General features: G+C 63.4%; 25 protein-coding genes. 8 read left to right on the top strand and 17 right to left on the bottom strand.

Annotated features, from left to right (window positions below; all coding sequences use genetic code 11):
* Nucleotides 1-37: 37 nt before the first annotated feature.
* The 6 genes from B6V74_RS02205 to B6V74_RS02230 all read right to left on the bottom strand — a co-directional run bounded on the left by B6V74_RS02205 (nucleotide 38) and on the right by B6V74_RS02230 (nucleotide 5867).
* A complete protein-coding gene (locus B6V74_RS02205; RefSeq protein WP_088718962.1) occupies nucleotides 38-886 on the bottom strand; it encodes an ABC transporter permease in 849 nt (282 codons plus the stop codon).
* Nucleotides 883-1746 (bottom strand): ABC transporter permease, encoded by an 864-nt coding sequence (locus B6V74_RS02210; protein ID WP_075774377.1) that lies wholly within the window; start codon nucleotides 1744-1746, stop codon nucleotides 883-885. Before B6V74_RS02210 ends, B6V74_RS02205 begins: the two co-directional genes overlap by 4 nt.
* 102 nt (nucleotides 1747-1848) lie before the next feature.
* A complete protein-coding gene (locus B6V74_RS02215; protein ID WP_075774376.1) occupies nucleotides 1849-2637 on the bottom strand; it encodes an ABC transporter ATP-binding protein in 789 nt (262 codons plus the stop codon).
* Nucleotides 2634-3056: a VOC family protein gene (locus B6V74_RS02220; RefSeq protein WP_088721844.1), complete on the bottom strand. Its 423-nt coding sequence runs from the start codon at nucleotides 3054-3056 to the stop codon at nucleotides 2634-2636. Before B6V74_RS02220 ends, B6V74_RS02215 begins: the two co-directional genes overlap by 4 nt.
* Before the next feature lie 6 nt (nucleotides 3057-3062).
* The gene (gene hydA, locus B6V74_RS02225; protein WP_075774374.1) at nucleotides 3063-4514 is read right to left on the bottom strand and encodes a dihydropyrimidinase; all 1452 of its coding nucleotides are present in this window, start codon (nucleotides 4512-4514) and stop codon (nucleotides 3063-3065) included.
* A gap of 102 nt (nucleotides 4515-4616) precedes the next feature.
* Entirely contained in the window at nucleotides 4617-5867 is a 1251-nt protein-coding gene (locus B6V74_RS02230; RefSeq protein ID WP_075774373.1) for a Zn-dependent hydrolase, read from the bottom strand.
* A 127-nt stretch (nucleotides 5868-5994) separates the two neighbouring features.
* Between B6V74_RS02230 and B6V74_RS02235 the strand changes: the two genes are divergently transcribed.
* Entirely contained in the window at nucleotides 5995-6657 is a 663-nt protein-coding gene (locus tag B6V74_RS02235) for a TetR/AcrR family transcriptional regulator (protein WP_088721845.1), read from the top strand.
* 4 nt (nucleotides 6658-6661) lie between these two features.
* On the opposite strand, the gene B6V74_RS02240 is transcribed toward B6V74_RS02235, so the two are convergent.
* Nucleotides 6662-7525 (bottom strand): hypothetical protein, encoded by an 864-nt coding sequence (locus B6V74_RS02240; protein WP_088721846.1) that lies wholly within the window; start codon nucleotides 7523-7525, stop codon nucleotides 6662-6664.
* Nucleotides 7526-7701: 176 nt separating this feature from the next.
* Between B6V74_RS02240 and B6V74_RS02245 the strand changes: the two genes are divergently transcribed.
* Complete coding sequence (locus B6V74_RS02245; protein WP_088721847.1) at nucleotides 7702-8283, top strand: VOC family protein; 582 nt, start codon at nucleotides 7702-7704, stop codon at nucleotides 8281-8283.
* Between the two features lie 125 nt (nucleotides 8284-8408).
* On the opposite strand, the gene B6V74_RS02250 is transcribed toward B6V74_RS02245, so the two are convergent.
* A complete protein-coding gene (locus tag B6V74_RS02250; protein ID WP_088718966.1) occupies nucleotides 8409-9734 on the bottom strand; it encodes an aspartate aminotransferase family protein in 1326 nt (441 codons plus the stop codon).
* 200 nt (nucleotides 9735-9934) lie between these two features.
* Here B6V74_RS02250 and B6V74_RS02255 point away from each other — a divergent pair, with 200 nt between their 5' ends.
* Together B6V74_RS02255 and B6V74_RS18710 are read left to right on the top strand one after the other, a co-directional pair.
* Nucleotides 9935-10585 (top strand): TetR family transcriptional regulator C-terminal domain-containing protein, encoded by a 651-nt coding sequence (locus B6V74_RS02255; protein WP_206185171.1) that lies wholly within the window; start codon nucleotides 9935-9937, stop codon nucleotides 10583-10585.
* Between the two features lie 391 nt (nucleotides 10586-10976).
* Nucleotides 10977-11330 carry a hypothetical protein gene (locus B6V74_RS18710; protein WP_146694507.1) on the top strand — a complete coding sequence of 118 codons (354 nt, stop codon included), beginning with the start codon at nucleotides 10977-10979 and terminating at the stop codon, nucleotides 11328-11330.
* A 10-nt stretch (nucleotides 11331-11340) separates the two neighbouring features.
* Here the strand turns inward: B6V74_RS18710 and preA are convergent, their stop codons facing one another.
* Entirely contained in the window at nucleotides 11341-12642 is a 1302-nt protein-coding gene (gene preA, locus B6V74_RS02265) for an NAD-dependent dihydropyrimidine dehydrogenase subunit PreA (RefSeq protein ID WP_075774367.1), read from the bottom strand.
* 3 nt (nucleotides 12643-12645) lie between these two features.
* Nucleotides 12646-13989 carry an NAD(P)-dependent oxidoreductase gene (locus tag B6V74_RS02270; protein WP_088721849.1) on the bottom strand — a complete coding sequence of 448 codons (1344 nt, stop codon included), beginning with the start codon at nucleotides 13987-13989 and terminating at the stop codon, nucleotides 12646-12648.
* A gap of 295 nt (nucleotides 13990-14284) precedes the next feature.
* Here B6V74_RS02270 and accB point away from each other — a divergent pair, with 295 nt between their 5' ends.
* Nucleotides 14285-14785 carry an acetyl-CoA carboxylase biotin carboxyl carrier protein gene (gene accB, locus B6V74_RS02275; RefSeq protein ID WP_075774721.1) on the top strand — a complete coding sequence of 167 codons (501 nt, stop codon included), beginning with the start codon at nucleotides 14285-14287 and terminating at the stop codon, nucleotides 14783-14785.
* A 10-nt stretch (nucleotides 14786-14795) separates the two neighbouring features.
* Nucleotides 14796-16139: an acetyl-CoA carboxylase biotin carboxylase subunit gene (gene accC / locus B6V74_RS02280; protein ID WP_075774365.1), complete on the top strand. Its 1344-nt coding sequence runs from the start codon at nucleotides 14796-14798 to the stop codon at nucleotides 16137-16139.
* Nucleotides 16140-16184: 45 nt separating this feature from the next.
* Here accC and B6V74_RS02285 read toward each other — a convergent pair whose 3' ends face one another.
* Complete coding sequence (locus tag B6V74_RS02285; RefSeq protein ID WP_075774364.1) at nucleotides 16185-16895, bottom strand: class I SAM-dependent methyltransferase; 711 nt, start codon at nucleotides 16893-16895, stop codon at nucleotides 16185-16187.
* A 71-nt stretch (nucleotides 16896-16966) separates the two neighbouring features.
* Here B6V74_RS02285 and aat point away from each other — a divergent pair, with 71 nt between their 5' ends.
* On the top strand, nucleotides 16967-17605 hold the full coding sequence (aat, locus tag B6V74_RS02290) for a leucyl/phenylalanyl-tRNA--protein transferase (RefSeq protein WP_088721850.1): 639 nt from the start codon (nucleotides 16967-16969) through the stop codon (nucleotides 17603-17605).
* On the opposite strand, the gene B6V74_RS02295 is transcribed toward aat, so the two are convergent.
* The 6 genes from B6V74_RS02295 to B6V74_RS02320 form a co-directional block, all read right to left on the bottom strand.
* Nucleotides 17569-17979 (bottom strand): DUF2155 domain-containing protein, encoded by a 411-nt coding sequence (locus B6V74_RS02295; RefSeq protein ID WP_075774362.1) that lies wholly within the window; start codon nucleotides 17977-17979, stop codon nucleotides 17569-17571. The two genes, aat and B6V74_RS02295, sit on opposite strands and share 37 nt — an antisense overlap.
* Nucleotides 17976-18446 carry an outer membrane lipid asymmetry maintenance protein MlaD gene (gene mlaD, locus B6V74_RS02300; RefSeq protein WP_075774361.1) on the bottom strand — a complete coding sequence of 157 codons (471 nt, stop codon included), beginning with the start codon at nucleotides 18444-18446 and terminating at the stop codon, nucleotides 17976-17978. Before mlaD ends, B6V74_RS02295 begins: the two co-directional genes overlap by 4 nt.
* Nucleotides 18447-18458: 12 nt before the next feature.
* Nucleotides 18459-18833, bottom strand: a complete 375-nt coding sequence (locus B6V74_RS02305) for an NADH:ubiquinone oxidoreductase subunit NDUFA12 (protein WP_075774360.1) — start codon at nucleotides 18831-18833, stop codon at nucleotides 18459-18461.
* A 70-nt stretch (nucleotides 18834-18903) separates the two neighbouring features.
* On the bottom strand, nucleotides 18904-19974 hold the full coding sequence (locus B6V74_RS02310; RefSeq protein WP_088721851.1) for an acyltransferase: 1071 nt from the start codon (nucleotides 19972-19974) through the stop codon (nucleotides 18904-18906).
* A gap of 129 nt (nucleotides 19975-20103) precedes the next feature.
* The gene (gene clpX, locus B6V74_RS02315; RefSeq protein ID WP_075774358.1) at nucleotides 20104-21369 is read right to left on the bottom strand and encodes an ATP-dependent Clp protease ATP-binding subunit ClpX; all 1266 of its coding nucleotides are present in this window, start codon (nucleotides 21367-21369) and stop codon (nucleotides 20104-20106) included.
* A 117-nt stretch (nucleotides 21370-21486) separates the two neighbouring features.
* Nucleotides 21487-22116, bottom strand: a complete 630-nt coding sequence (locus tag B6V74_RS02320; protein WP_075774357.1) for an ATP-dependent Clp protease proteolytic subunit — start codon at nucleotides 22114-22116, stop codon at nucleotides 21487-21489.
* A 221-nt stretch (nucleotides 22117-22337) separates the two neighbouring features.
* On the opposite strand from B6V74_RS02320, the gene B6V74_RS02325 reads away from it, so the two are divergent.
* Nucleotides 22338-24944 carry a methyl-accepting chemotaxis protein gene (locus B6V74_RS02325; RefSeq protein ID WP_168184168.1) on the top strand — a complete coding sequence of 869 codons (2607 nt, stop codon included), beginning with the start codon at nucleotides 22338-22340 and terminating at the stop codon, nucleotides 24942-24944.
* Nucleotides 24945-24978: the final 34 nt, after the last annotated feature.

A 24978-nucleotide genomic window follows, 5' to 3' on the forward strand; every position in this document is an offset into this window, starting at 1 on the left:
CCGGGATTTTGGGTTTTTCTCAGGCTCTTCCTTGCCCTTACGTCCGGGCCCGTTGCGACGGGTGCCAGAAAGTCACCAGCTTCTCGATCAGGGCGACAAGCCCATAGAAGCCCGAGCCCGCGAGGGCCGCAACGGTAATTTCCGACCACACGAGCGGCAGATCAAGCTGCCCCACCGCGGTCGAGATGCGAAACCCCATTCCTTTCGTCGGGCTGCCGAAAAATTCGGCAACGATCGCACCGATCAAAGCCAGTGTCGTTGCGATCTTCAACCCGTTGAAGAGAAAGGGCATCGCCGCAGGCAGGCGCATCTTGAAAAGCCCCTGCCAATAGCTTGCGGAATAGGTCGCCATCAGGTCGCGCTGTAGCGCATTCGTGGCCGCCAGCCCCGCCACCATGTTCACGAGGACGGGGAAGAAGACCATAACCACGACGACCGCCGCTTTGGACTGCCAGTCGAAGCCGAACCACATCACGAGGATCGGCGCGATCCCGACGATCGGCAGGGCCGCGACGAAGTTCCCGATCGGCAGAAGCCCGCGTTGCAGGAAGGGCGAGCGGTCGATCAGGATCGCCACAACCACGGCGGCACCACAGCCGATGACATAGCCCGACAGCGCGCCTTTCAGGATGGTCTGCACGAAATCCTCGCGCAGCACCGCAGTCGAGGCCATCAGGCTCGCCGCGATCTGACTCGGCGCGGGCAGGATCACCGGGCTGATATTCAGACCTCGAACCAGACCTTCCCACAGAAGCAGGAGGGTGATGCCGAACAAGGCCGGGATCAGGAAACGCGCCCAACGCTCCGAGCCATGATGGCGGGCAAGCCAGGTGTTGAGCGCCCAGGCCGCCAGCCAGAAGACGATTGCGAAAATAAGCCAGCTCATTGCACCATCCCCATCCGCTTGAGCGTGATCTGTTCGATGATGCCGACCACCACCACGAGGATCGCAGCCAGCGCCGCCGCCGCGAACAGAGCGGACCAGATCTGCACCGTCTGCCCGTAATAGCTGCCCGACAGAAGCCGCGCGCCAAGCCCTCGGGTCGCGCCCGCCGGCAGTTCGGCCACGATCGTGCCGACAAGGCTCGCCGCCACGCCCACTTTCAGCGAGGCGAAGAGGTAAGGCATCGACGATGGCAACCGCAGCTTCCAGAAGGTTGCGCCTTGGCTCGCATTATAGGTCTTCAGCAGATCGAGCTGCATGTGATCGGGCGCGCGCAGTCCCTTCACCATGCCGACGAGCACGGGGAAGAAGCTCAGGTAAGCCGCGATGATCGCCTTGGGCAGAAGCCCCGTTACGCCGAGGCTCGCCAGCACCACGATCACCATCGGCGCAATGGCGAGGATCGGGATCGTCTGGCTCGCGATCGCCCAGGGCATCACGCTCAGGTCCATCGCGCGGCTATGGGTGATCCCCACCGCCAGCAGAATGCCCAGACCGGTGCCGAGTGCGAAGCCCGCAAGCGTCGCCGACAGCGTGATCCAGCCGTGGAAGACGAGGCTCCGCTTGGAGGTAATCTTCTGCCCGGCCACGCCTTCCCAAAGGCCGACAGCCACCTGATGCGGGGCGGGCAGCACGGGACGTTTCTGGGTCAGCGTGTCGGTGACAAGCTCGGAGAACGTGACCTCTTCTCCGGCCCGTGCGGCCTGGTCGTAGGTCCATTGCGAATTCATCCAGACGGTCGCGGCGTACCAAAGCAGCAGGATCGCGGCCAGAACCGTCAGAACGGGTGCCACCATTTTCATGAGACCGCCCTCCCCGTCGGCTTGGCCGAAATATCCTCGGGGAGTGAATGGCGCAGCCTGAGGGGGGCAGACAGCCCCCGTTCCGGGGTCGGGGTCATAGCGTCATTCATCATAGGCATGCCCCGCTCGCAGCCCTTCGCGCACCCGGTGTGCGATATGCAGGAATTCCTCGCTGTCGCGGATATCGAGCGGACGCGGGCCGTTCGGCAGCGTGCTCTCGATCACCTCGTGGATGCGACCCGGACGGGGCGACATCACCACGATCTTGGTCGAGAGATACACCGCTTCCGGGATCGAGTGGGTCACGAACCCGATCGTCTTGTTCGTGGCCGACCAGAGCTTGAGAAGCTCCTCGTTGAGCTTGTCGCGCACGATCTCGTCCAGCGCGCCGAAAGGTTCGTCCATCAGCAGGATCTCGGCGTCGAAGGCCAGCGCCCGCGCGATCGAGGCGCGCTGCTGCATCCCCCCCGAAAGCTGCCATGGGAACTTCTTCCCGAAGCCTTCGAGATCCACCAGAGAGAGCACTTTTTCAACGCGCTCTTGCTGCTGCGCCTTGGAATAGCCCATGATTTCCAGCGGAAGTTTCACATTTCCCGCAATCGTGCGCCAAGGGTAAAGCCCGGCCGCCTGGAACACGTAGCCGTAGCTACGCGCCTTGCGGGCTTCCTCGGGCGAGATTCCGTTCACGGTCAGCGCCCCGCCCGTGGGCGTTTCCAGCGCCGCGATGCAGCGCAGGAAGGTGGTCTTGCCGCAGCCCGAGGGGCCGATGAAGCTCACGAATTCGCCCTTCTCGATATCGAGATCGATATCCTTGAGCGCGTGAACCGGACCGTCATTGGTCTGGAAGGTCAGGTCGAGCCCGCGGGCCTGAATTACCGGTGCGTCCGTCATCCGCGCCTCCACAGGGTTTTGTCCGCGATCTCGACGCTATTTCCCGCCGGGTCGCGCAGATAGATCGATCGCGCCCCGTTCGGCCAATAGAAGTCGGCCTCAATCTCCACGTTGTTGTCCCTCAAATGTCGTTCCCATTCGTTGAGTTGTTCCGCGTCCGCCGCGAGGCATACATGCCCGGGTCCGACCGCACCATGCGGGGGGACCGGCAGCGTCGCCTCGGGATCGGGTGGCTCACGCGTGGCCTGAGCGATGAAGGTCAGGATCACGCTGTCGCCACAGCGAAAAAAGACATGTCGCCCGTCTCGACGGGTTATCCGATCAAGCCCCAGCAGCCCGCCGTAGAAGGCTTCGGTCTTGTCGAGATCCTCGACATAGACCGCAGCCTCCAAGACGCCGGAACTGACCGGGGCCGCCATAGCGCCTTATACCCCGGTCGCCGGGATACCGCTGCGCTCCACCGGACGCGGCGCGGTCAGCTCTTTCCAGGTGGACAGAGCCTTGGTCACCGGCATGCCCGGATCGCGGGCGACGAATTCACCGTGGCCCTCGGGCGTGTGAATCTTGCCATCGGCCCAAGCGACGACACCGCGGCTGAGCGTGTAGCGCGGCAGACCCTTGACCTCCTTGCCTTCGAACACGTTGTAATCGATGGCGGATTGCTGGGTCTCGGCCGAGATCGTCTTGGTCGCCTCCGGATCCCAGACCACGAGGTCGGCATCCGCGCCGACGAGAACTGCGCCCTTCTTCGGATAGACGTTGAGGATCTTCGCGATGTTGGTCGAGGTGACGGCCACGAATTCGTTCATCGTGATCCGGCCGGTCTCGACCCCATAGGTCCAGAGCATCGGCATCCGGTCTTCCAGACCGCCGGTGCCATTCGGGATCTTGGTGAAATCGCCCACGCCATAGCGCTTCTGCTCGGTCGAGAAGGCGCAGTGATCGGTCGCCACGACCGAGAGCGAGCCCGAGGCGAGACCGGCCCAGAGGCTGTCCTGATGCTGCTTGTTGCGGAAGGGCGGCGACATCACGCGGCGCGCGGCGTGATCCCAGTCCTTGTCGAAATACTCGGACTCGTCGAGCGTGAGGTGCTGGATCAGCGGCTCGCCCCAGACGCGCTTGCCCTGCATCTTGGCGCGGCGGATCGCTTCGTGGCTTTCCTCGCAGGAGGTGTGCACGACATAGAGCGGCACGCCTGCCATATCGGCGATCATGATCGCGCGGTTGGTGGCCTCGCCCTCGACCTGCGGCGGGCGCGAATAGGCGTGTCCCTCGGGGCCGTTATTCCCTTCGGCCAGCAGCTTCGCAGACAGTTCGGCCACGACGTCGCCGTTCTCGGCATGAACCAACGGGATCGCCCCCAGCTCGGCGCAGCGCTTGAAGCTCGAATAAAGCTCGTCATCGTTCACCATCAGCGCGCCCTTATAGGCCATGAAGTGCTTGAAGGTGTTGATGCCGCGCTCAGTGACCTGCTTCATCTCGTTGAAGACCTGCTCGCTCCACCAGGTGATCGCCATGTGGAAAGAATAGTCGCAATGCGCGCGCGTCGATTTGTTGTCCCAGCGCTTGAGCGCTTCCAGCAGGCCCTCGCCCGGTGCGGGCAGCGCGAAATCGACGACCATCGTGGTGCCGCCGGCCAGCGCCGCGCGAGTGCCGCTTTCGAAATCGTCGCTCGAATAGGTGCCCATGAAGGGCATCTCGAGGTGGGTGTGCGGATCGATCCCGCCCGGCATCACATAGCAGCCGGTCGCGTCGATCTCTTCGTCGCCTTTCAGGTTCGGGCCGATCTCGATGATCTTGCCGCTGTCGATCAGCACATCCGCCTTATAGGTCAGATCCGCGGTGACGATGGTTCCGTTCTTGATGACTTTGGTCATGTTTTACCTCCCACGAAGGTCTTCCGCCTTCGATTATTTCAAGTATTCCGGGGGCTGGGCGCGCGAGCGCCTCAGGGGGCCGCGCCCCCTGCTCCGCCCGTCTCAGCTTACGATTTCCGCGGTTTCCAGCACGGCGTGGAACAGCACATCGGCACCCGCGCTCGCCCAGTCCTTGGAGATATCCTCGGCCTCGTTATGGCTCAGCCCGTCGACGCAGGGGCACATCACCATCGCCGTCGGCGCGACCGCGTTGATCCAGCAGGCATCATGGCCCGCGCCCGAGATGATGTCGCGATGCGAATAGCCCAGACGCTCGGCTGCGCTGCGCACGGCGCTCACGCAGGTCGGATCGAACGTGACCGGGTCGAACCCGCCGGTCTTCTCGAACTCCACCTCAAGGCCCATCTCGTCGCAGATTTTCTTCGCTCCCTCGCGCAGTCGCTTTTCCATGTCCTGGATCACACTCAGATCGGGCGAGCGGAAATCGACGGTGAACACGGCTTTGCCCGGGATCACGTTACGCGAATTCGGGTAGATGTCGATATGGCCCGCGGCGCCCACCGCGTGGGGCTTGTGCGACCAGGCGATCTCGTCGACCAGTTCCAGCACGCGCGCCATTCCGAGACCCGCATTCTTGCGCATCGGCATCGGGGTGGAGCCGGTATGCGCGTCCTTGCCCGTGATCGTCACTTGGGTCCAGCTGAGGCCCTGCCCATGCGTGACGACGCCGATATCCTTGCCCTCTGCCTCGAGGATCGGGCCCTGCTCGATATGCAGCTCGAACATCGCATGCATCTTGCGCGCTCCGACTTCTTCGTCGCCTACCCAGCCGATGCGTTTCAGTTCGTCGCCGAACTTCTTGCCTTCCGCGTCCTCGCGATCGTAAGCCCAGTCCTGCGTGTGCACGCCCGCGAAAACGCCCGAGGCCAGCATCGCCGGGGCGAAGCGCGTGCCCTCTTCGTTGGTCCAGTTGGTCACGACGATCGGGTGCTTGGTCTTGATGCCCAGATCGTTCATCGAGCGCACCGCCTCCAGCGCGCCGAGCACACCGAGGACGCCGTCGTACTTACCGCCCGTGGGCTGCGTGTCGAGGTGGCTGCCCATGTAGACCGGCAGCGCATCGGGGTCTTCGCCTGCGCGGGTGGCGAACATGTTGCCCATCGTGTCGACGCCCATCGTCATGCCGGCCTCTTCGCACCATTTCTGGAACAGTGCGCGGCCTTCGGCATCCGCATCGGTAAGGGTTTGGCGATTATTGCCCCCGGCGACGCCGGGACCGATCTTGGCCATCTCCATGAGACTGTCCCAAAGGCGATCGGGATTGATGCGGAGGTTTTCTCCGGGTGCTGACATTTCATTACTCCCTGTCGGCTGCGTGGGGGTTATCCCCTCTTGCGACGAATCTTTTTCTGACCGTATGGTCAGGTTGAGTGGGCCACGGTCTGACCATTCGGTCAACAAAAATCAGGACGCAGTTCGAATGAAAGATGATGAGAGCGGCAGGCGCTCAAAAAATGGGCAAGCGAGCCGCGGCAGTCGGGCCGAGGCCCGGCGCGCTACCGAAGAGTCGATCCTGAAAGCTGCCGAGCGGGTCTTCGCGGAGGCCGGATTCGGCGGCGCCACGATGCAACTGATCGCGGATGTGGCGGGGCTGCCGAAAGCCAATCTCCATTACTATTTCGAGACGAAGGAGTCGCTCTATCGCCGGGTCGTAGAGCGCATTTTCAACATCTGGCTGGAAGCGGCGGATGTGTTCGACGCGGCAAGCGGCCCCGCCGAGGGGATCGGTGCCTATATCGACGCCAAAATGGAGATTTCGCGCAATCACCCGAACGGCTCGAAGGTCTGGGCGTCGGAGGTGATGCATGGCGCGCCGGTCATTCAGGACTACCTCGAGACCACGCTCCGAGACTGGACCGAGGGCCGCGCGGTCATCATCGAGCGCTGGATTGCGGAAGGCAAAATGGCCAAGGTCGATCCCCATCACCTTCTCTACATGCTCTGGGCCACCACCCAGCACTATGCCGATTTCTCGCATCAGATCGAGACGTTGAACGGCGGCGCCCCACTGAACGACGCTCAGTGGGAAGACGCGAAGACCTGCGTGAAAAGCATCGTGTTGCGCGGGATCGGCGTGAGCTGATCGCTCAGTTCGCTGCCGGATCGGCGGTGATATCCGGCGCGCCGACGGGTGCCGCGTTGGAGTTCGCTGGTGCAGGCGATTGCGAAGCCCCCTCCGACGCATCCGGCGCATTTGCGTCTGGCGCGGCTGGCAGCGTCTCGGTCTCGACCGGGCGCATCGGTGCACCGGCCACGCCTGCGGGCAGATGCGTCTTGGGCAGTTTCGAGCCCAGCAGCTCCTTCCCGTCCGAGATCGGCTCGACCGGGTCGGCTTCGAGCCCCACCGCCTCCGCGCCGGTATCCGAACAAATGTAAATCGCGCCACCGACGACGACCGCGGTAGCCGCAAGAGCGGGCGCCGAGGCTCCGGCCAGCACGCCGAGGCCCGCATCGCGCAGCTTCTTTTGCAGGTTGCCGGCCTGATCCGACACGATCATACCGCCGATTTTTTTGCCCAGAACCTTGCTCGCCGCGTCGCCCACGGCGCTTTCGGCCTCGTCGCGCAGATCGCCGGCGGCCTTTGCAGTCCCCTTGAGGCGCTCGCAGATGCTTTTCGACGGCTTGCGGCAGAGCCCGTAGGCGTCGCGCTCACCGCGGTCGTAGCCCAGATAGGTCTCGGCCTCCTTGTCCCATTGCAGGCAGAACGGGGCGCGGCTTTCGTCGTCCATTTCGGGCGTCAGCGCCCGCAGCGTGACCAGTGCCGGGCAGGTTACCTCCCCCTTCTCGCCGAAGAGCTTTTCCCGCAGCGAGCGGCTTTCCTTCAGCGCCGCATTGTCCGCGTCGTAAACATAGGAATAGGCCTTGCCGCGAATGGAAGTTTCACACGGCACCAGTTCGGCCATGGCCGGCAGCGGGCATATCAGGGCGAGAACAAAGGTCAGGCGCAGCATCGCGAGTCTCCGGGCATCGCTGCGCACCATAGCTCACCCCCGCGCCGCGACAAGCTCGCGCACCGCTGCGTGGCGACGCTCGGCGGGGTTTCGCGCGGCCCCGCACAGATCCTGTTCCTAGACCTGAGCGCTGCACGGGTTATCTTGATCAAGAGGCAATTCAGGCAGAGGACGACATGCGCAAGATGCAGGTTCAGGGGGTTCACCACATCACGCTGACCGGCGCGGATCGGCAGAGCTCCATCGATTTCTGGGAGGGTGTCCTGGGGATGCCGTTCATCTTCGATCAGCCCAATCTCGACAATGCCGACGAAGGGCATCTCTATTTCGATCCGGGTGACGGGCGGCTGATCACGATCTTCACGAACGAGACCCGCAAGCCTGTTCACGACCGCACGCCCACCGACCCGGGCTGCGTGCATCATCTAGCCTTCAATGTCTCGATGGCGACGCATCGGCAGGTCGTGGCAAGACTCGATGCGCGCGGGATCGCGCATTCCGGCGTGAAGGATCGCGGCTTTATGGATTCGATCTATTTCAAGGATCCGCTGGGACTCCTGATCGAGCTTGCCACCTACAAGTTCGAACCGCCGCGCGGAACGTCCCATGCCGAGGTCATGATCGAGGCGCATCGCATCCGGGTGGCGCGCGGCGACAAAGCGATCGGTGAGGATCATCTCGCCGACGCGATCGAGATGATCGTCGAGCGCTCGCAGCAATCGCTGAGCGAGGATCGCGGGGCGAAGAACCCGTACTGAGCGACGCGCCGTCTCGGACGTCAGAATGGCGCGGGGCGACTAGCCCCGGGCCGCGCATCAACCCGCAACGAGAAACGGCCGCGCAATCCCTGCGCGGCCGTCTTGTCATCTAGGCTTGAGCCCGATCACTCAACCTCTTCGAGCACCTCTTTGAGCGTGCCGACCAGCTGGTCGATCTGCTCTTTCGAGATGATCAGCGGCGGGCTCATCGCGATGATGTCGCCGGTCGTGCGGATCAGGATGCCTTTCTCATAGGCCTTCAGGAAGGCCGAGAAGGCGCGCTTCGTGGGTTCGCCCGCGATCGGCTCCAGCTCGACCGCACCGATCAGGCCCTCGTTGCGGATGTCGATCACGTTGCGCACGCCCTTGAGCGAATGCAGCGCATCTTCCCAATAGGGAGCGAGCTCGGCGGCCCGCTCGAACAGCCCCTCTTCGCGATACGTCTCGATCGTCGCAATCCCGGCCGCGGCGGCGATCGGGTTGCCCGAATAGGTGTAGCCATGGAACAGCTCGATCATGTGCTCGGGGCCGTTCATGAAGGCGTCGTGGACCTCGGCCGTCGTCAGTACCGCGCCCATCGGGATTACGCCGTTGGTCAGGCCCTTTGCGGTCGTGATCATGTCCGGCACGACGCCGTATTTCTCGGCAGCGAAGGCCGCGCCCGTGCGCCCGAAGCCGGTGATCACCTCGTCGAAGATCAGCAGGATGCCGTGCTTCTTGGTGATGTCGCGCAGCTTCTGCAGGTAGCCCTTCGGCGGCAGCAGCACGCCGGTCGAGCCCGCCACCGGCTCCACGATGACGGCAGCGATGGTCTCGGCGCCATGCAGCGCGATGATCCGCTCGAGGTCGTCGGCCAGATGCGCGCCATGCTCGGGGCAGCCCTTCGACCAACGGTTCTCCTCGGGCAGATGGGTGTGCGGCAGGTGATCGACCCCCGGCACGAGCGGACCGAAGGTCTTGCGGTTGGTGACGATGCCGCCCACCGAGATACCGCCGAAGTTCACGCCGTGATAGCCGCGCTCGCGCCCGATCAGGCGCGTGCGAGCCCCGTCGCCGCGCGCACGGTGATAGCCGATGGCGAGTTTCAGCGCGGTCTCGACCGATTCCGAGCCGGAGTTGGTGTAGAACACATGCGCCATCTCGTCGGGCGCGATGTCGAGGATGCGGTTCGCAAGCTCGAACGCAATCGGGTGGCCCATCTGGAAGGCGGGCGCGTAATCGAGCTCGGCCGCCTGTTTCTGGATCGCCTCGGTGATCTTCGGGCGGCAATGGCCCGCGTTGCAGCACCACAGGCCTGCCGTGCCGTCGAGCACCTGGCGCCCGTCGGAGGTGGTGTAATGCATATCCTTCGCGCCGACGAACATGCGCGGGTTCTTCTTGAACTGGCGGTTCGCCGTGAAGGGCATCCAGAAAGCGTTGAGATCATTGGGGGACTTGCGGTCGAGCGCCATGGGAAAACTCCGGTCGGAAGGCCGGGTCGGAACGCGGCCGGGATGTCTAGTTTGACCGAACGGTCAGACTCACGCTAGCACAGCTTGGGAACCAGTCAAGCGGCCTTCACCTGGCGTTTATAGCGCGCTCTCCTGCCTGTAGCGATTGATCCTGCAGTCACGCTTCGGTTAACGTAAACGACGCATTGGGAGACGAATACTTGGCAGACGACCTCGAACCGCGCGACTTCACCGGCGACGACGACGGCAAGCGCCCGCTGACCCGGATTCAGAAGGTCAATCGCGGCAAGATTCTCGAGGCGGCGCTGGACGTGTTTTCCGCGCATGGCTTCCGGGGTGCGACGCTCGACCAGATCGCGGCGGAGGCGGGGCTGAGCAAGCCGAACGTGCTCTATTACTTTCCCTCCAAGGAGGCGATCCACGAGGCACTTCTGGAAGGGCTTCTCGATATCTGGCTCGCGCCGCTGCGCGCGATCTCCGCCGAGGGCGAGCCGCGCGAGGAAATCATGCGCTACATGCGTCGCAAGCTCGAGATGAGCCGCGAGATGCCGCGCGAAAGTCGACTGTTCGCCAACGAGGTGCTGCAGGGCGCACCGCGTATGGGCGCGGAATTATCCACCGACCTCAAGACCTTGGTGGACGAGAAGGCGCAGATCATCGAAGGCTGGATCGCTGAGGGCCGCCTCGCGCCTGTCGATCCGCACCACCTGATCTTCTCGATCTGGGCGCTCACCCAGCATTACGCGGATTTCGACACGCAGGTGCGCGCGGTCCTCGGCCCGGGCAAGGAGCCGCTGGAAGGGGCCGCCCCCTTCCTAGACCTGCTCTTCGCGCGGCTTCTCGCGCCCTGAGCGGTTAAGCCTTCCGCAACCATTTCCGAAGTTTCCGCCGGATCTTAACGGTCTGGTAACACCCTCGACGCAGTTTGAGCATGCGTGGGGGCGCAAGAAAATGGAGCTCGGAATGGACCGGATTTCGGGGTTGATGCCTCAGATCGGGTGGTCGCCTCTATTGACGGTCGCGGCCCCGAAAACAGCGCCTGCCAGCAAGGTGGAGGCGCCTGCGGATGCGGCCAATACGAACGGCGGCCTCGGCGCAAACGTAGACACCCAGACGTCGCAGGATCGCGCGAAGCAAGTGCGGGCCCTGGAGGCGCGCGCGGCGCGCGGCGCCGATGCGTCGAAAGAGGAAGGCCAAGATCGGGGCGCGGAGGACTTGAACCAATCATCCCGCGCAATTGGCATGAGCGATGGGGGTGCACGTCCCGATCCCGACGCCTTGACCGGCCCGATCCCGACCTTCGAGGTCACGCCGCTCGAAGCGCAGGCGGCAGCACTCTGGGCGGCACCGGATCTTATGCCAACCCCGGAGGGCCCTGCGCCTGAGCCGGTACGGATTGTCACCGCCCCGCTCGCCGACACATCGACGGCGAAGAAAGAGGCCGAAACCTCCGACGCTGCCGAGAGCCGTCCGGAGACTGCGCCACAGACGGCGGAGAAAAAAGACGCGCCGCCCGATACTCGGAACAGCGCGCCTCAGGAGGGTTGGTCTCAGGTGCCCCCGCAGGTCGCGCCGAACCTCGACGTGACCCGCTAAGCCCCTGCCCTTATTCGGCTGCGGTCGCAGCGGAGGGGTTGTTGGGATGGCTCGTCCAGTTGGCATAATCGCCGACCGTCTCGCCAGTGCGTGGATCCACCTCACCCTTGTCCATCTTGCGCATCGTGATGCACTCAACCGGGCAGACCTCGACGCAGAGGTTGCAGGCCACGCATTCCTCGTCCTTGACCGAATAGACACGGTCGTCGGACACCGCGATCGCCTGGTGCGAGGTGTCCTCGCAGGCGGCATAGCAGCGACCGCATTTGATGCAATCTTCCTGATTGATCTCTGCCTTGGTGACGTAGTTGAGATTGAGATACTGCCAATCGGTCACATTCGGCACCGCGCGGCCCACCAATTCGGAGGTCGAGGTAAAGCCCTTGCGATCCATGTATTCCGACAGGCCGGAAATCATCTCCTGCACGACTTTGAAGCCGTAGGTCATCGCCGCCGTGCAGACCTGCACGTTGCCAGCCCCGAGCGCCATGAACTCTGCCGCATCGCGCCAGGTGGTCACGCCACCGATGCCCGAGATCGGCAGACCGGCCGTATCGGGATTGCGTGCGATCTCGGCCACCATGTTCAGCGCGATCGGCTTCACCGCCGGACCGCAATAGCCGCCATGGGTGCCTTTCCCGTCAATGGTGGGCTCCGGCGCGAAGTCGTCCAGATCGACCGAGGTGATCGAATTGATCGTGTTGATCAGCGAGACCGCATCGGCCCCACCGCGCTTCGCGGCTTCCGCCGGGCGACGGATATCGGTGATGTTCGGCGTGAGCTTCACGATCACCGGCAGGCTGCAATATTGCTTACACCAGCGGGTGACCATCTCGATATATTCGGGGACCTGACCGACAGCCGACCCCATGCCGCGCTCGGCCATGCCATGCGGGCAACCGAAGTTCAGCTCGATCCCGTCGGCGCCGGTTTCCTCGACCAGCGGCAGGATCGCCTTCCAGCTTTCCTCGTCGCAGGGCACCATCAGCGAGACGATGATCGCGCGGTCCGGGTAGTCCTGCTTCACCGCCTTGATTTCGCGCAGGTTTGTCTGCAGCGGACGGTCGGTGATCAGCTCGATATTGTTGAGACCGAGCAGACGACGATCCGCGCCATAGATCGCGCCGTAGCGCGGGCCGTTCACGTTGACCACCGGAGGCCCTTCCGAGCCCAGCGTCTTCCAGACGACCCCGCCCCAACCGGCTTCGAAGGCACGGCGGACATTGTATTCCTTGTCCGTCGGCGGCGCGGAAGCGAGCCAGAACGGATTGGGGGATTTGATACCGATGAATTCAGAAGTCAGATCGGCCATCTCTTAGCCCTCCATCAGGAATTGGTGGATTTCTTCAGCTGCATCGCGCCCCTGCGCGACCGCCGTCACGGTCAGGTCTTCGCCGGCATGGGTGCAATCGCCCCCCGCCCAGACCCGTTCGACCGAGGTGCGGCCCGCGTCGTCCACCTTGATCTTGCCGCCCGCGACCTCGACTTTCGGAGGCATGTCGCCCAGCGTCTGACCGATCGCCTTGAAGACCTGATCGGCGGCCAGTTTGAAGGTCGCGTCGGTCATCTCGAGACCGTCGGGGCCCTTCTTCGTATAGGCAAACTCGACCTGACGCACCGCGCCATTGCCGTGGATGGCGATGGGGGCGGCGTTCTCGATGATGTTCACGCCATGGGTCAGCGCGTGCTCCTGCTCGACCGTGCTGGCGGGCATCTCGGCGCGCGAACGACGGTAGACGAGGGTCACGTTGAGCGCACCCAGCAGCTTCGACTGCACTGCGGCGTCGACCGCCGTCATGCCGCCGCCGATCACGACCACATCGCGCCCGATCGGCAGTTCGGCCAAATCGGAGGCCTGACGCAACTCCGCGATGAATTCGGTCGCGGGGCGGATACCGTCCTTGTCTTCGCCATCGAGGCGCAGCGCGTTCACGCCCGACAGGCCCATCCCGAGGAAAACGGCGTCGAAATCGCCCAGCAGCTCGGCCAGATCGCCGTCACCGGCGCGGCCCAATTGCCAGTTTTCGACCACGGTGATGCCGCCGATCTGCAGCAGCCAGTCAACTTCCGCCTGCGCGAACCCGCCCGGCGCCTTGTAGCTTGCGATACCGTATTCATTGAGGCCGCCTGGCTTCGAGCGCGCGTCATAGACGGTGACCTCGTGGCCCTTCATCGCGAGACGGTGCGCACAGGCGAGACCTGCGGGCCCGGCGCCCACGACGGCGACCGATTTGCCCGTGCTCGCGGCGCGAGTGTAGGGGTGGCTTTGCTTGGCCATCAGCGTATCGGTCGCGTAGCGCTGCAGCGCGCCGATCTCGACCGGCTCGCCCTCCGACTCCATACGAACGCAGGACCCTTCGCAGAGATTTTCCGTCGGGCAGACGCGGGCGCACATACCGCCCATGATGTTCTGATCGAAGATCGTCTTCGCTGCGGCTTCCGGTGTTCCGGTCGAGATCTGCCGGATGAACAGAGGGATGTCGATCGCGGTCGGGCACGCCTCCATGCATGGCGCATCATAGCAGAAATAACAGCGATCGGCCGCGATGCGGGCCTCTTGCGCCCCAAGTGGCGGCGCGTGATCGGCGAAATTGGTGCAGTAGCTTTCCGGGTCGAGCCGTGCTGGCGCGATCCCTTCGGTGAGCTGGCTATTGGACACTTGCGGGCTCCCTGTCAGTTTTTCTTGTTCCCTACGCTCGCACAGGATTGAATTTTATCAAGTGGTAAAATATGCCGCAGTGCGGCGGGCCGCCAATTTCCCGCCCGATTGCCCGGTTGTTGAGCAGTTTCTACCCCACACATGCTCAAATACCGGGCAATCACGAGATCGCGACCCCCCGACAACCGGACGGCCGATGCGCCTTTTCACCGCGCGTTACCTCGCGTATAACCGCCCTCAGCATCAAAGAGCCCCGCAGAATGGGCTCCATTTCAAAGCACCCTTCGAGGACCGCATGACCAAAAATACCCGTGACAACGACGTGGCCTTCATTCAGGCCCTTGCCGAACTGCTCAACGCGAACGAGCTGACCGAAATCGCCGTGACCCGCGATTACGCGCAAGATGACAGCCTGAAAGTGCGGGTGTCGAAACAGACCAATATCGTGCACGCTGCCGCCCCTGCCCCCGCAGCAGCCCCCGCTCCGGCACCCGTTGCTGCCCCGGCTGCCCACCCCGCGGCCGCAGAGCAATCCGCGCCCGTCGAAGACCCCGCTGATCACCCCGGCGCCGTGGCCTCGCCCATGGTGGGCACCGCCTATCTCTCGCCCGAGCCGGGCGCATCGGCCTTCGTGAAGGTCGGCGACCAGGTCAAGGAAGGCCAGACGCTGATGATCGTCGAGGCGATGAAAACCATGAACCATATCCCCGCCCCGAAGTCGGGCACCGTGAAGCGCATCCTCGTCGATGACGGTCAGCCGGTCGAATACGGCTCGACCCTGATGATCGTCGAATAAGGGGGCCGGTATGTTCGACAAGATCCTGATCGCCAACCGGGGCGAGATCGCGCTGCGCGTGATCCGTGCCTGCCGCGAGATGGGGATCGCCTCGGTCGCGGTCCATTCGACGGCGGATTCGGACGCGATGCATGTGCGCATGGCCGATGAATCGGTCTGCATCGGCCCGAACTCCTCGAGCCAATCCTACCTTTCGGTGCCCGCCATCGTCGCGGCCTGCGAAATCACCGGCGCTCAGGCGATCCACCCGGGCTACGGGTTCCTGTCCGAGAATGCCGCCTTCGTGCAGGTGCTCGAGGATCACGGCATTACCTTCATCGGCCCGTCCGCCGCCCATATTCGCATCATGGGCGACAAGATCACCGCGAAGGAAACCGCGAAAAATCTCGGCATTCCGGTCGTTCCGGGCTCGGCGGGCGGTGTTCCCGATACCGAATCCGCGAAGCAGATCGCGGCCGATATGGGCTATCCGGTCATCATCAAGGCCACCGCCGGCGGCGGCGGCCGCGGGATGAAGGTCGCGAGGTCCGAAGAAGAACTTGAGGTCGCGTTCCGCACCGCGCGTTCCGAGGCGAAAGCCGCCTTCGGCAATGACGAAGTCTATATCGAGAAATACCTTCAGAAGCCGCGCCATATCGAAGTGCAGGTCTTCGGCGACGGCAAGGGCCGCGGCGTCCATCTGGGCGAGCGCGACTGCTCTCTCCAGCGCCGCCACCAGAAGGTGCTCGAAGAGGCCCCCGGCCCGTCGATCACGCCAGAAGAGCGTGCCCGCATCGGCAGCATCTGCGCCAACGCGATCGGCGAAATGGGCTATTCCGGCGCCGGCACGATCGAGTTCCTCTACGAGGATGGCGAGTTCTACTTCATCGAGATGAACACCCGCCTTCAAGTCGAACACCCGGTGACCGAGGCGATCTTCGGCGTCGATCTCGTGCGTCAGCAGATCAAGGTTGCCGCCGGCGAGCCGATGGAGTTCGATCAGGACAAGCTGTCGATCCGCGGTCACGCGATCGAAGTACGGATCAACGCCGAGAAGCTGCCGAACTTCGCTCCCTGCCCCGGCAAGATCACCCACTACCACGCGCCGGGCGGCCTTGGCGTGCGGATGGATAGCGCGCTTTATGACGGCTATTCGATCCCGCCCTATTACGACAGCCTCATCGCGAAGCTGATCGTGCATGGCCGCGACCGCCACGAGGCGCTGCAGCGCCTGCATCGCGCGCTTGGCGAGCTGATCGTGGACGGGGTGGATACGACCGTTCCATTGTTCAACGCGCTCCTGCAAGAGCCCGACATCCAGAGCGGCAACTACTCGATCCACTGGCTCGAGAAATGGCTCGAGAAAAACCTCTGAGCGGGTCGACATTGACGAAAACGCCCCCGGTTTCGGGGGCGTTTTTCATTTCGGGGTCAGCAGGCAGGTGCCGCGCTTTTTCTCTTTATCCTTGGGGCGATAGTAATCGCCGATATGGCTGCGTTGGCCTTGTCCGATCTGCTCCCAGTCGAGCCAATGGCAGTCGTAATCGAGCACATCTGCCATTGCGGTCATCGCCGGGAAGGATGGAATTCCGATCAACGCTTTCTCCTGCCCGTCGATCTGCGGGATCGAGTTCAGCTCGTTATCGGTGCGCTCGCGCATCAGCAGAATGATCGGCCCCGGGCGCTGTGCAAATTCGCTGTCCACGATCACCAGTTCGGGCCCCAGCTGGCGCACCAGCTGGAACAACCGGAAATGGTCCATGACGTGGTAGAGAATGCCGAGAACACCGACCACGTCGAAGCGCTCGCCCGCGTCGATCAGCTTCTGCATTCCGTCGAAGATGTCGTCGCAGATCAGCTTCACCTTCTCGCGCAGATGCGCGCGGGGGAACTGCTCGAAGCGGTCGATCAGCTCCTGCCGCCCTTCGATTCCCACCACTTCCGAGGCTCCCGCAGCGGCGAAGGCATAGGCCCAGCGACCATCATGCGCCGCCAGATCGAGCACACGCTTGCCCGCGATCTCCTGCTCGAGCGGCTTGATGATCATCTTGTGGCGCAGGTTCATCCGCTCCACCGTACCGGGATCTTCGGCATATCGATCGATCTCGGGGAGGAAATCGTAGAAACCCATATTTGCGCTCAGCCCCGCTCTGGTTCATCTTGTTGGCGAGCCTAGGCGTAACGGGAAAACCGGGCAAGACAATGACGGACAGACTGAGCGCGGAACTACTTCTCGCCGGATATGCGCAGGGCATCTTCCCGATGGCTGAAAGCCGCGACAATCCGCAGCTTCACTGGTTCGACCCAGTCTTGCGCGGGATCGTCCCCTTGGACAAATTCCACATTTCGCGCTCTCTCGCGAAAGTCATCCGGCGCGGGGATTACAGTATTTCGACAAATGCCGCGTTTCGCGGCGTGGTCGAAGGCTGTGCCGACCGCGACGAGACATGGATCAACGGACCGCTCTTCGCGCTCTACGATCAGCTCCACGCCGCAGGCTTCGCGCATAGCCTGGAGGTCTGGCAGGATGGGAGACTCGCGGGCGGCATCTTCGGGATCACCCTTGGCGGAGCGTTCTTCGGAGAGAGCATGTTCTCGCGCCGCCCCAATGCCTCGAAAGTGGCGCTCACCTACCTGGTGGACCGGCTGCGTCAGACGGGGTTCAGCTTGCTCGATACGCAATACATCACGCCGCATCTGGCTTCGATGGGTGCGGTCGAGGTGACCCGAAACGAATATCGCTCGCGGCTCGCGCAGGCGCTGCCCCGAGAGTGCGACTTCACCTCAGGCGCGATCCCCGCGCCTCAGTCACTTTTGCATCGGATGACCCAGACGTCGTAACGCGGGTGATCGAGTGCCGAGAGCGCCGGGCTCGAAGCAATCATCCAGCCTGCGAAATCGGGCTGCGGCTTGTCCTCTTCGGTTACCGTCACATAGGCATAGGCATCCGAGGACGGATCGTCGGCCGGGTAGCGGCATTCGCGTAGCGTTACCGTGATGAACCCGTATTTCACGCTCTGCCCGACATTCAGATTGATGTCCGAGGCGATGCCCGACACCTTGTCGAGCCCGCGCAGCATCGCGCCCGTACCGTCAGCCAGCCCTTTCGCGGGCTCATCCTGCGGGATCTGGTCGTCCGGCGTCGTTTGCGTGAAGTCCTGTGCGACAGCGAGCCCTGGAACGAGTGCTGCGATCAAAACCAAAGCGCGGATCATTGCGCCCCCTCCCCTGCGCCGTCGCCACTGCCGCCACCTGCGAATTTCAGCATCAGGTTCAGCATCGAGACCGCGCTCTGCGTGTCGAGAATTTCATCACCAGGCTTGAGATCGTCGATCGCTCCGCCGGGGATCAGTTCGATATAGTTCGCGCCCAAGAGCCCGTCTTGCGTCACCGCGATCACCGTATCCTCGGGCAGCGCGACGCCCTTCTTCACCGAGATCGTGGTGTCGGCGAAGAACGTCTTGGGGTTCAGCGCGACATCCGTCACCGTCCCAACCTTCACGCCCGCAAGTCGCACATCGGTGCCGGGCACGACGCCCCCGATCGACCGGAAGGAGGCATGCAGCGGATAGGAACCGCCATCGGCCCCGATTCCCATGCCACGTCCCGCCCAGAGCAAAAAGCCCAGTGCCACGACCAGCACGATCGCGCCGGTAATGATCTCGGTGCGGTTTTCGCTCATAGCGCGGTGGCCTTACTCGGGCTGCCAAGCCTCGTAATCGCGGCGCTCGACCGGGTGCGCGAGGCGAATCGACCCCGGCGGCACATAGGCCGCTTCGGTGCCGGTGTGGTTCTGCTCATGCGGCTTTTCCCATGGCTTATGGGCCAGCGGTTTGTCGGTCGGCGGCTCGTCATAGGTGAAGTGGATCCAGCCATGCCAGTCCGGAGGAATACGGCTCGCTTCGCTCTCGCCGTTATAGATCACCCAGCGGCGCTTGGCGTCCTTGGTGCGGTAATAGATGTTGCCTTGCTCGTCCTCGCCAACTTTCACGCCCTTGCGCGCGGTGAAAAGCTGCGTGCCGACGGTCGAGCCGTTCCACCAGGTGAGAATTCGAAGCAGAAACTTCATGGGGCAACCTCCGCAATGCGTCCCGCCTGTTATATCCGCTGGGGCGTCGAGGTCCAGTACCCGTGCGGGCTCAAGGCGCCTGCGAAGCGGAATTTGCCTGCGGAATCTGCCCGCGGCGAAGGATTTTCATCGCCGGACGCTCGACCCAGTGCCACGACAGCATCGCGAGCGCGACGGTGATCGGCGTTGCGAGGGCGATATTGGAAAGCGGGCCCATCTCGCCCAGGAGCGCCACGACCATCCCCTGCACAGGGAAAGCGTAGATATAGATACCGTAGGAGTAGTCGCCCACCCGATTGAACTCGCGCAACCTTCCCGAAGGCAGCCCCGCCAGCCAGAGCGTTGCGTAGGAGACAGCGAGTGCCATCGACGGATACGCCAGAGGGCCGTGCATACTGATAGCCGCCAGAACCGCGAGGGGAAGGGCGACCACCGGCGAGGCCGGGATGCGCGCACGCATCAGGTAGGCCCCCATGCCGAGGAAAAAGGGCAGCCCCGGATACCAGAGCGAGCGAAGCGCATAGGCTCCGGGAAAATCGAATGCGGGGGCTTGGCTGAGGCCCACTAGACCTACTAGAACCGCGGTCATCAGCAGGAGCGGCCTGCGCATCAAGCCAAGCACGCCGAGCAACGCGACGACCACGTAAAGCCGTATCTCGACCGGCAGCGTCCACAGCGAGCCCTGAACCGTCGGATAGGGATTGCCCTCGAAAACACCAGGCAGATGGTAATCGAGCCGGACGAGACTCACATTGCCGAGCCACGCCAGCCATGTCTCGACCGAGGCGAGGTAGTCGGCCGGGGACAGTCGGCTGAAAATCGGCCCGATGACGAAGGTGACCAGCGAGATCGAGACGATCAACCCGGGGTAAATCCGCGCCACGCGGGCGCGGACATAGCGCCATGGGCTGCTGGAACGCTCGAAGCTCGCCGAGATCAGGAAGCCCGAAATCGCGAAGAACACGAATACCGCAAGCGCACCGAGGCTGAAGCCGGTCGCGGCCTCGAGCGGTTCCAGCGCTCCCGGTCCGAGGCTGATCGGCCAAGCATGCGACACGAGCACGCAGGACGCTGCGATCAGGCGGATCAGGTTGAGATTGTTGTTCTGCCCGGCTGCGAGCGGCGCAAACCTCTGCCTCATGTCCTTGCCCTTCTGCGAGGGGAATGCGCCAAGAACTAGCGCAAACCCTTCCGCACGAGAAGAATCATGTCGCAAAACAAAGGGGCGAACCGAAGCTCGCCCCTTGCTGAATCGTTGCTTACGTCGCGATCAGCTCGCCGATTTGCCTTCCTTCTTGGCTTCGGCATAGATCAGCAGCGGTTTTGCGTCGCTCTGGGTCACGGCCTCTTCGTTGACCACGACCTCTTCGACCTCTTCCATGCCCGGCAGTTCGAACATCGTGTCGAGCAGGATGTCTTCCATGATCGACCGCAGGCCGCGTGCGCCTGTCTTCCGCTCGATTGCCTTCTTGGCGATGGCGGTCAGCGCATCGTCGGTAAAGGTCAGGGACACACCCTCGATCTCGAAGAGACGCTGATACTGCTTCACCAGCGCGTTTTTCGGCTCGGTCAGGATGGTCACCAGCGCCTCGGCGTCGAGATCGGTCAGCGTCGCGATGACCGGCAGACGACCGACGAATTCCGGGATCAGGCCGAATTTCAGCAGATCCTCGGGCTCGAGCTCCTTGAACAGCTCGCCGATATTGCGGTCTTCGCTATCCTTTACGTCCGCGCCGAAGCCCATCGCCGAGCCCTTGCCCCGCTGCGCGATGATCCGGTCGAGACCCGCGAAGGCGCCGCCGCAGATGAACAGGATGTTCGTCGTGTCGACCTGCAGGAATTCCTGCTGCGGATGCTTGCGCCCGCCCTGCGGCGGCACGGAGGCCACGGTGCCCTCCATGATCTTCAGCAACGCTTGCTGCACACCCTCGCCCGACACGTCGCGCGTTATCGACGGGTTGTCCGACTTGCGGGTGATCTTGTCGACCTCGTCGATATAGACGATGCCGCGCTGCGCCCGCTCGACGTTGTATTCCGACGCCTGCAGCAGCTTGAGGATGATATTCTCGACATCCTCGCCCACATAACCGGCTTCGGTCAGGGTCGTCGCGTCGGCCATCGTGAAGGGCACATCAAGGATGCGCGCCAGCGTCTGGGCGAGAAGTGTCTTGCCGCAGCCCGTCGGGCCGATCAGCAGGATGTTCGACTTCGCCAGTTCGATGTCGGTCTTCGTGCCGTGGTTGAGACGCTTGTAGTGGTTGTGCACCGCGACCGAGAGCACGCGCTTGGCATGTTCCTGACCGATCACGTAATCGTCGAGCACCTGGCAGATATCGCGCGGGGTCGGCACGCCTTCGGTGGATTTCAGCCCGGCCGATTTCGTCTCCTCGCGGATGATGTCCATGCACAGCTCGACGCATTCGTCGCAAATGAACACGGTCGGACCCGCGATCAGCTTGCGGACCTCATGCTGGCTTTTGCCGCAGAACGAGCAATAAAGCGTGTTCTTGCTGTCGGAGCCGTTCGAGTTCGCCATCTCTTACCTCTGCTGCCCGGGCCGCCCCGGGCTTCGTGAATTGGCCTGTCCCTTCAAGACTAGGACAGGCCAACCGTCACCTCAATGTCAAAATCGTCCCGAAGTTAAGCGGGAGGATCACTTTTCTCCGTCGTCGCTGACCCGGCTTTCAAGGATCTCGTCGATCAGGCCCCACTCCTTCGCGGCCTCGGCGGACATGAAGTTGTCGCGCTCGAGCGCGGCTTCGACGGTCTCGTAGTCGTTGCCGGTATGCTTGACGTAGATTTCGTTCAGGCGACGCTTGAGCTTCTCGGTCTCGCGGGCGTGGATCATGATGTCGGTCGCCTGCCCCTGGTAGCCGCCCGAGGGCTGGTGGACCATGACGCGGCTGTTGGGCAGCGAGAAGCGCATCCCCTTTTCGCCCGCGGTCAGCAGCAACGAGCCCATCGAGGCCGCCTGCCCGATCACCAGCGTCGAGACCTTGGGTTTGATGTATTGCATCGTGTCGTAGATCGACAGACCGCTCGTCACCACGCCGCCCGGCGAGTTGATGTACATCGCGATCTCTTTCTTCGGGTTCTCGGCCTCGAGGAACAGAAGCTGCGCGCAGATCAGCGTCGACATGCCGTCATGGACGGGGCCCGACAGGAAGATGATGCGCTCCTTCAGCAGGCGCGAGTAGATGTCGTAGGCACGCTCGCCGCGCGAGGTCTGCTCGACCACCATCGGCACCAGCGTGTTCATGTAAAACTCGTGGGGATCTTTCATCTCGGCCCTTCCTGGTCGTTCGACGCTCTTCATAGCGTGTGATCTTTACAGAAGTCTTAGTGACCGCATCGGGGACCTTCAAGGGCACTGACTGCGGGGAAAATGCGCTTGCGGCGCAAATGCTGACCTGCAGCAGGTCCGCGTTAAGGGCATCGAAAGGGGATGGACGTAGCGTGTCCGCGATTTTGCGGGAATGCCCCCGTGTGGAAAAAGAGGCGGAGATGTCCAAATCCGAGGCTGGTGCAAGCGCCTGGCACACCGTGATGGTCAAATTGCTGGCCCTGATCGCGATCGTCGGCATCATGTTCGCGGCGCTGATGACGTTGCTCACGATCAATTCGAACCATCGCCGCGCCAACGAGGCCGCGAGGACGCAGCTCGACCAGATCCTGCCTATGCTCGGTGATTCGGTAACGGATGCGCTGATCACGGGACGGATCGCAGACGCGTCTTATGAGGTCAAAGCGGTGCTCGCGGGCTCCGACGGCGCCGGTCAGTCCGCGCTGGTGCTCAACTTGCGCGGCGACGTTCTGGCTAAGGCGGGCGAGGCCGACCCAGCCTTGGTCACGCTTGCGCAAAACGCGATTGAGGCGCAGGGCCTGAAGAAATCGGCAGACGGGCTGAGCGAAGCAATTCCCCTGCGCATTTCCCCGCAAGACGACCCGCTCGCCGTGCTCGCACTGCGATGGAGCACGGCACCCGCCATCGCGCGCGCTGCCGAGGACATGATACGCAACCTCGCTTTCACGGCCTTGATTTTTGTGGGCATTCTCGGCGGCGCGATGCTCGGCGTACGCTGGCTAATCGCGCGCCCGCTCACCCGCGTGACGCAGGCGATGCGCTCCGTAGTCGCGGGGCAGCTCGATGCCGAAATCCCCGCCACCAAGCGCCACGACGAAATCGGCGCGATCGCCCGCGCGCTGCAAACCTTTGCGTCCGAGCTTTCGATCGCCGAATCGCGCAACCGCGCAGCGCGGGTCCACAGCGCCGCACTCGAAAGCGCCTCGGTCGCGATCATTCTTACCGGCAACGATCATGTCATCACCTTCGCCAACGAGGCCGCTTCGGATCTGCTGCGCCCCTTCGCGCCAGAAATCCGATCCTACAACCCGAGTTTCGACCCCGATAAGCTTGTCGGAACCCGCGCGGACCAGATTTTGCCAGCGGGGACGACCGCGGCCGCAGCGCTCGACGGCGGGGCACGCGACACCCTCACCCTCGAAGGCCGAATGCGCGCCGGATCGCTTCTCTGCCTCGTCAGCCCCGTGACCGACGAGGCGGGCGAAAAGATCGGCCATGTCTCGCAATGGCGCAACACCACGGAAGAACGGCGCAATGCCTCGCTGATCTCTGCGATCGACGCCAACCTGCTGCGCGTGGACCTACGCCCCGATGTAACGATCGACACGCTCAATCACGCGTTTGCCGAAGTCTACGGCGCGCCCCGCGAAGAAATGGCCGGGATGTCCGTAGCCGGCCAGATTACCTTCGAGGGCACGCCGGTCTGCGAAATTCTCCGGCGCGATCCGCAGCCATTCGCGGGTATGCTGATGCTGCGCTGTGCCGACGGTCGCCAGGCCTGGCTCGAAGGCTCGGTCAACCCGATCCTCGATTCGGACGGCACGATGGTCATGTTCACCGTGCTCGCAAGCGACCGCACCCAGCAGCATTTGGAGGCTGACGCCCGCCGGAAAGAACGCGACGCGATGCAAGCCGCCCAACAACACATTGTCGAGACCCTGAAATCGGCCTTGGCCGGGCTCTCCGCCGGGGATCTCATGGCCGAGATCACCGCTGAATTCGAAGGCGATTCCAAGACATTGCGTGACGACTTCAACAGCGCGATCGGCGATTTGCGCGACGCGATGCGAAAGGTGCTCGACAACGCCGGATCGATCCGCACTGAGGCGCGGCAAATTTCGTCAAACTCCGATGACATGGCGCGGCGCACCGAACGGCAGGCCGCCACGCTCGAGGAGACCGCCGCCGCGCTCAACGAGATCACTGCCTCGGTCGAGGCGGCCGCCCAGGCCGCCGGCCGCGCGAATGACCTTGTCGAGACCGCCCGACGCAGCGCGGAAGAAAGCGGCCAAGTCGTTTCCGAAGCCGTGCAGGCGATGTCGGAAATCGAACAAAGCTCGGAGCAGATCAGCCGGATCACCAGCGTCATCGACGAGATCGCCTTTCAGACCAACCTGCTCGCTCTGAACGCCGGGGTGGAGGCCGCGCGCGCTGGCGAAGCCGGACGAGGCTTCGCGGTCGTCGCGTCGGAAGTGCGTGCGCTCGCGCAGCGCTCCTCTGACGCTGCACGCGAGATCGCCGAGTTGATCGCGAACTCCTCAGCACAGGTGAAACGCGGCGTCGGCTTGGTGGGCCAAGCGGGCGATGCGCTCGGGGGCATCCAGTCCTCCGTTTCCGATCTTCTCGCCTATGTCGCGGACAGCGCGAATGCTACGCAGGAGCAAAGCGCGGGCCTGACGGAAATCAATTCCGCCGTCACGCAGCTCGATCAGGTTACCCAGCACAACGCCGCCATGTTCGAAGAGGCCCTCGCCGCTAGCCAGGTCCTCGAACGCGAGGCCGTGGAACTCGGCGAGGCGATGGGACAATTCAAACTTGGCGAGGCATCGGGTGCCAGCCCGAGTCGTGTCGACTCTGCGGACAAACCTGCTGTGGCGCCGCGACGTGCGCCCGAGAAATCGGAGCGCATTGCCTCCGCGCCGCCGAAATCGGCCCTGCGCGATGCTGCTTCGCCTATCAGCGTGTCAGGCAATACTGCCTTGGCTTTGCCGCCGCCACCCACGGATGACGATTGGGAGGATTTCTAACTCATCACTATGATCCCTGAACCCGCCGATATGC

Source organism: Thioclava sp. F42-5 (assembly GCF_002213195.1).
Taxonomy (GTDB): domain Bacteria; phylum Pseudomonadota; class Alphaproteobacteria; order Rhodobacterales; family Rhodobacteraceae; genus Thioclava; species Thioclava nitratireducens.

Coding starts and splice junctions, on each gene's coding strand:
- B6V74_RS02245 (WP_088721847.1), top strand. CDS start 7,702: ATGCGCAAGATGCAGGTTCAGGGGGTTCACCACATCACGCTGACCGGC.
- B6V74_RS02215 (WP_075774376.1), bottom strand. CDS start 2,637: ATGACGGACGCACCGGTAATTCAGGCCCGCGGGCTCGACCTGACCTTC.
- B6V74_RS02295 (WP_075774362.1), bottom strand. CDS start 17,979: ATGATCCGCGCTTTGGTTTTGATCGCAGCACTCGTTCCAGGGCTCGCT.
- hydA (WP_075774374.1), bottom strand. CDS start 4,514: ATGACCAAAGTCATCAAGAACGGAACCATCGTCACCGCGGATCTGACC.
- B6V74_RS02205 (WP_088718962.1), bottom strand. CDS start 886: ATGAGCTGGCTTATTTTCGCAATCGTCTTCTGGCTGGCGGCCTGGGCG.
- B6V74_RS02285 (WP_075774364.1), bottom strand. CDS start 16,895: ATGGGTTTCTACGATTTCCTCCCCGAGATCGATCGATATGCCGAAGAT.
- B6V74_RS02220 (WP_088721844.1), bottom strand. CDS start 3,056: ATGGCGGCCCCGGTCAGTTCCGGCGTCTTGGAGGCTGCGGTCTATGTC.
- B6V74_RS02250 (WP_088718966.1), bottom strand. CDS start 9,734: ATGGCGCTCGACCGCAAGTCCCCCAATGATCTCAACGCTTTCTGGATG.
- B6V74_RS02230 (WP_075774373.1), bottom strand. CDS start 5,867: ATGTCAGCACCCGGAGAAAACCTCCGCATCAATCCCGATCGCCTTTGG.
- B6V74_RS02235 (WP_088721845.1), top strand. CDS start 5,995: ATGAAAGATGATGAGAGCGGCAGGCGCTCAAAAAATGGGCAAGCGAGC.
- B6V74_RS02320 (WP_075774357.1), bottom strand. CDS start 22,116: ATGAAAGATCCCCACGAGTTTTACATGAACACGCTGGTGCCGATGGTG.
- B6V74_RS02310 (WP_088721851.1), bottom strand. CDS start 19,974: ATGAGGCAGAGGTTTGCGCCGCTCGCAGCCGGGCAGAACAACAATCTC.
- B6V74_RS02240 (WP_088721846.1), bottom strand. CDS start 7,525: ATGCTGCGCCTGACCTTTGTTCTCGCCCTGATATGCCCGCTGCCGGCC.
- accB (WP_075774721.1), top strand. CDS start 14,285: ATGACCAAAAATACCCGTGACAACGACGTGGCCTTCATTCAGGCCCTT.
- mlaD (WP_075774361.1), bottom strand. CDS start 18,446: ATGAGCGAAAACCGCACCGAGATCATTACCGGCGCGATCGTGCTGGTC.
- B6V74_RS02305 (WP_075774360.1), bottom strand. CDS start 18,833: ATGAAGTTTCTGCTTCGAATTCTCACCTGGTGGAACGGCTCGACCGTC.
- preA (WP_075774367.1), bottom strand. CDS start 12,642: ATGGCCGATCTGACTTCTGAATTCATCGGTATCAAATCCCCCAATCCG.
- B6V74_RS02325 (WP_168184168.1), top strand. CDS start 22,338: ATGTCCAAATCCGAGGCTGGTGCAAGCGCCTGGCACACCGTGATGGTC.
- clpX (WP_075774358.1), bottom strand. CDS start 21,369: ATGGCGAACTCGAACGGCTCCGACAGCAAGAACACGCTTTATTGCTCG.
- B6V74_RS18710 (WP_146694507.1), top strand. CDS start 10,977: ATGAGCGATGGGGGTGCACGTCCCGATCCCGACGCCTTGACCGGCCCG.
- aat (WP_088721850.1), top strand. CDS start 16,967: ATGACGGACAGACTGAGCGCGGAACTACTTCTCGCCGGATATGCGCAG.
- B6V74_RS02210 (WP_075774377.1), bottom strand. CDS start 1,746: ATGAAAATGGTGGCACCCGTTCTGACGGTTCTGGCCGCGATCCTGCTG.
- accC (WP_075774365.1), top strand. CDS start 14,796: ATGTTCGACAAGATCCTGATCGCCAACCGGGGCGAGATCGCGCTGCGC.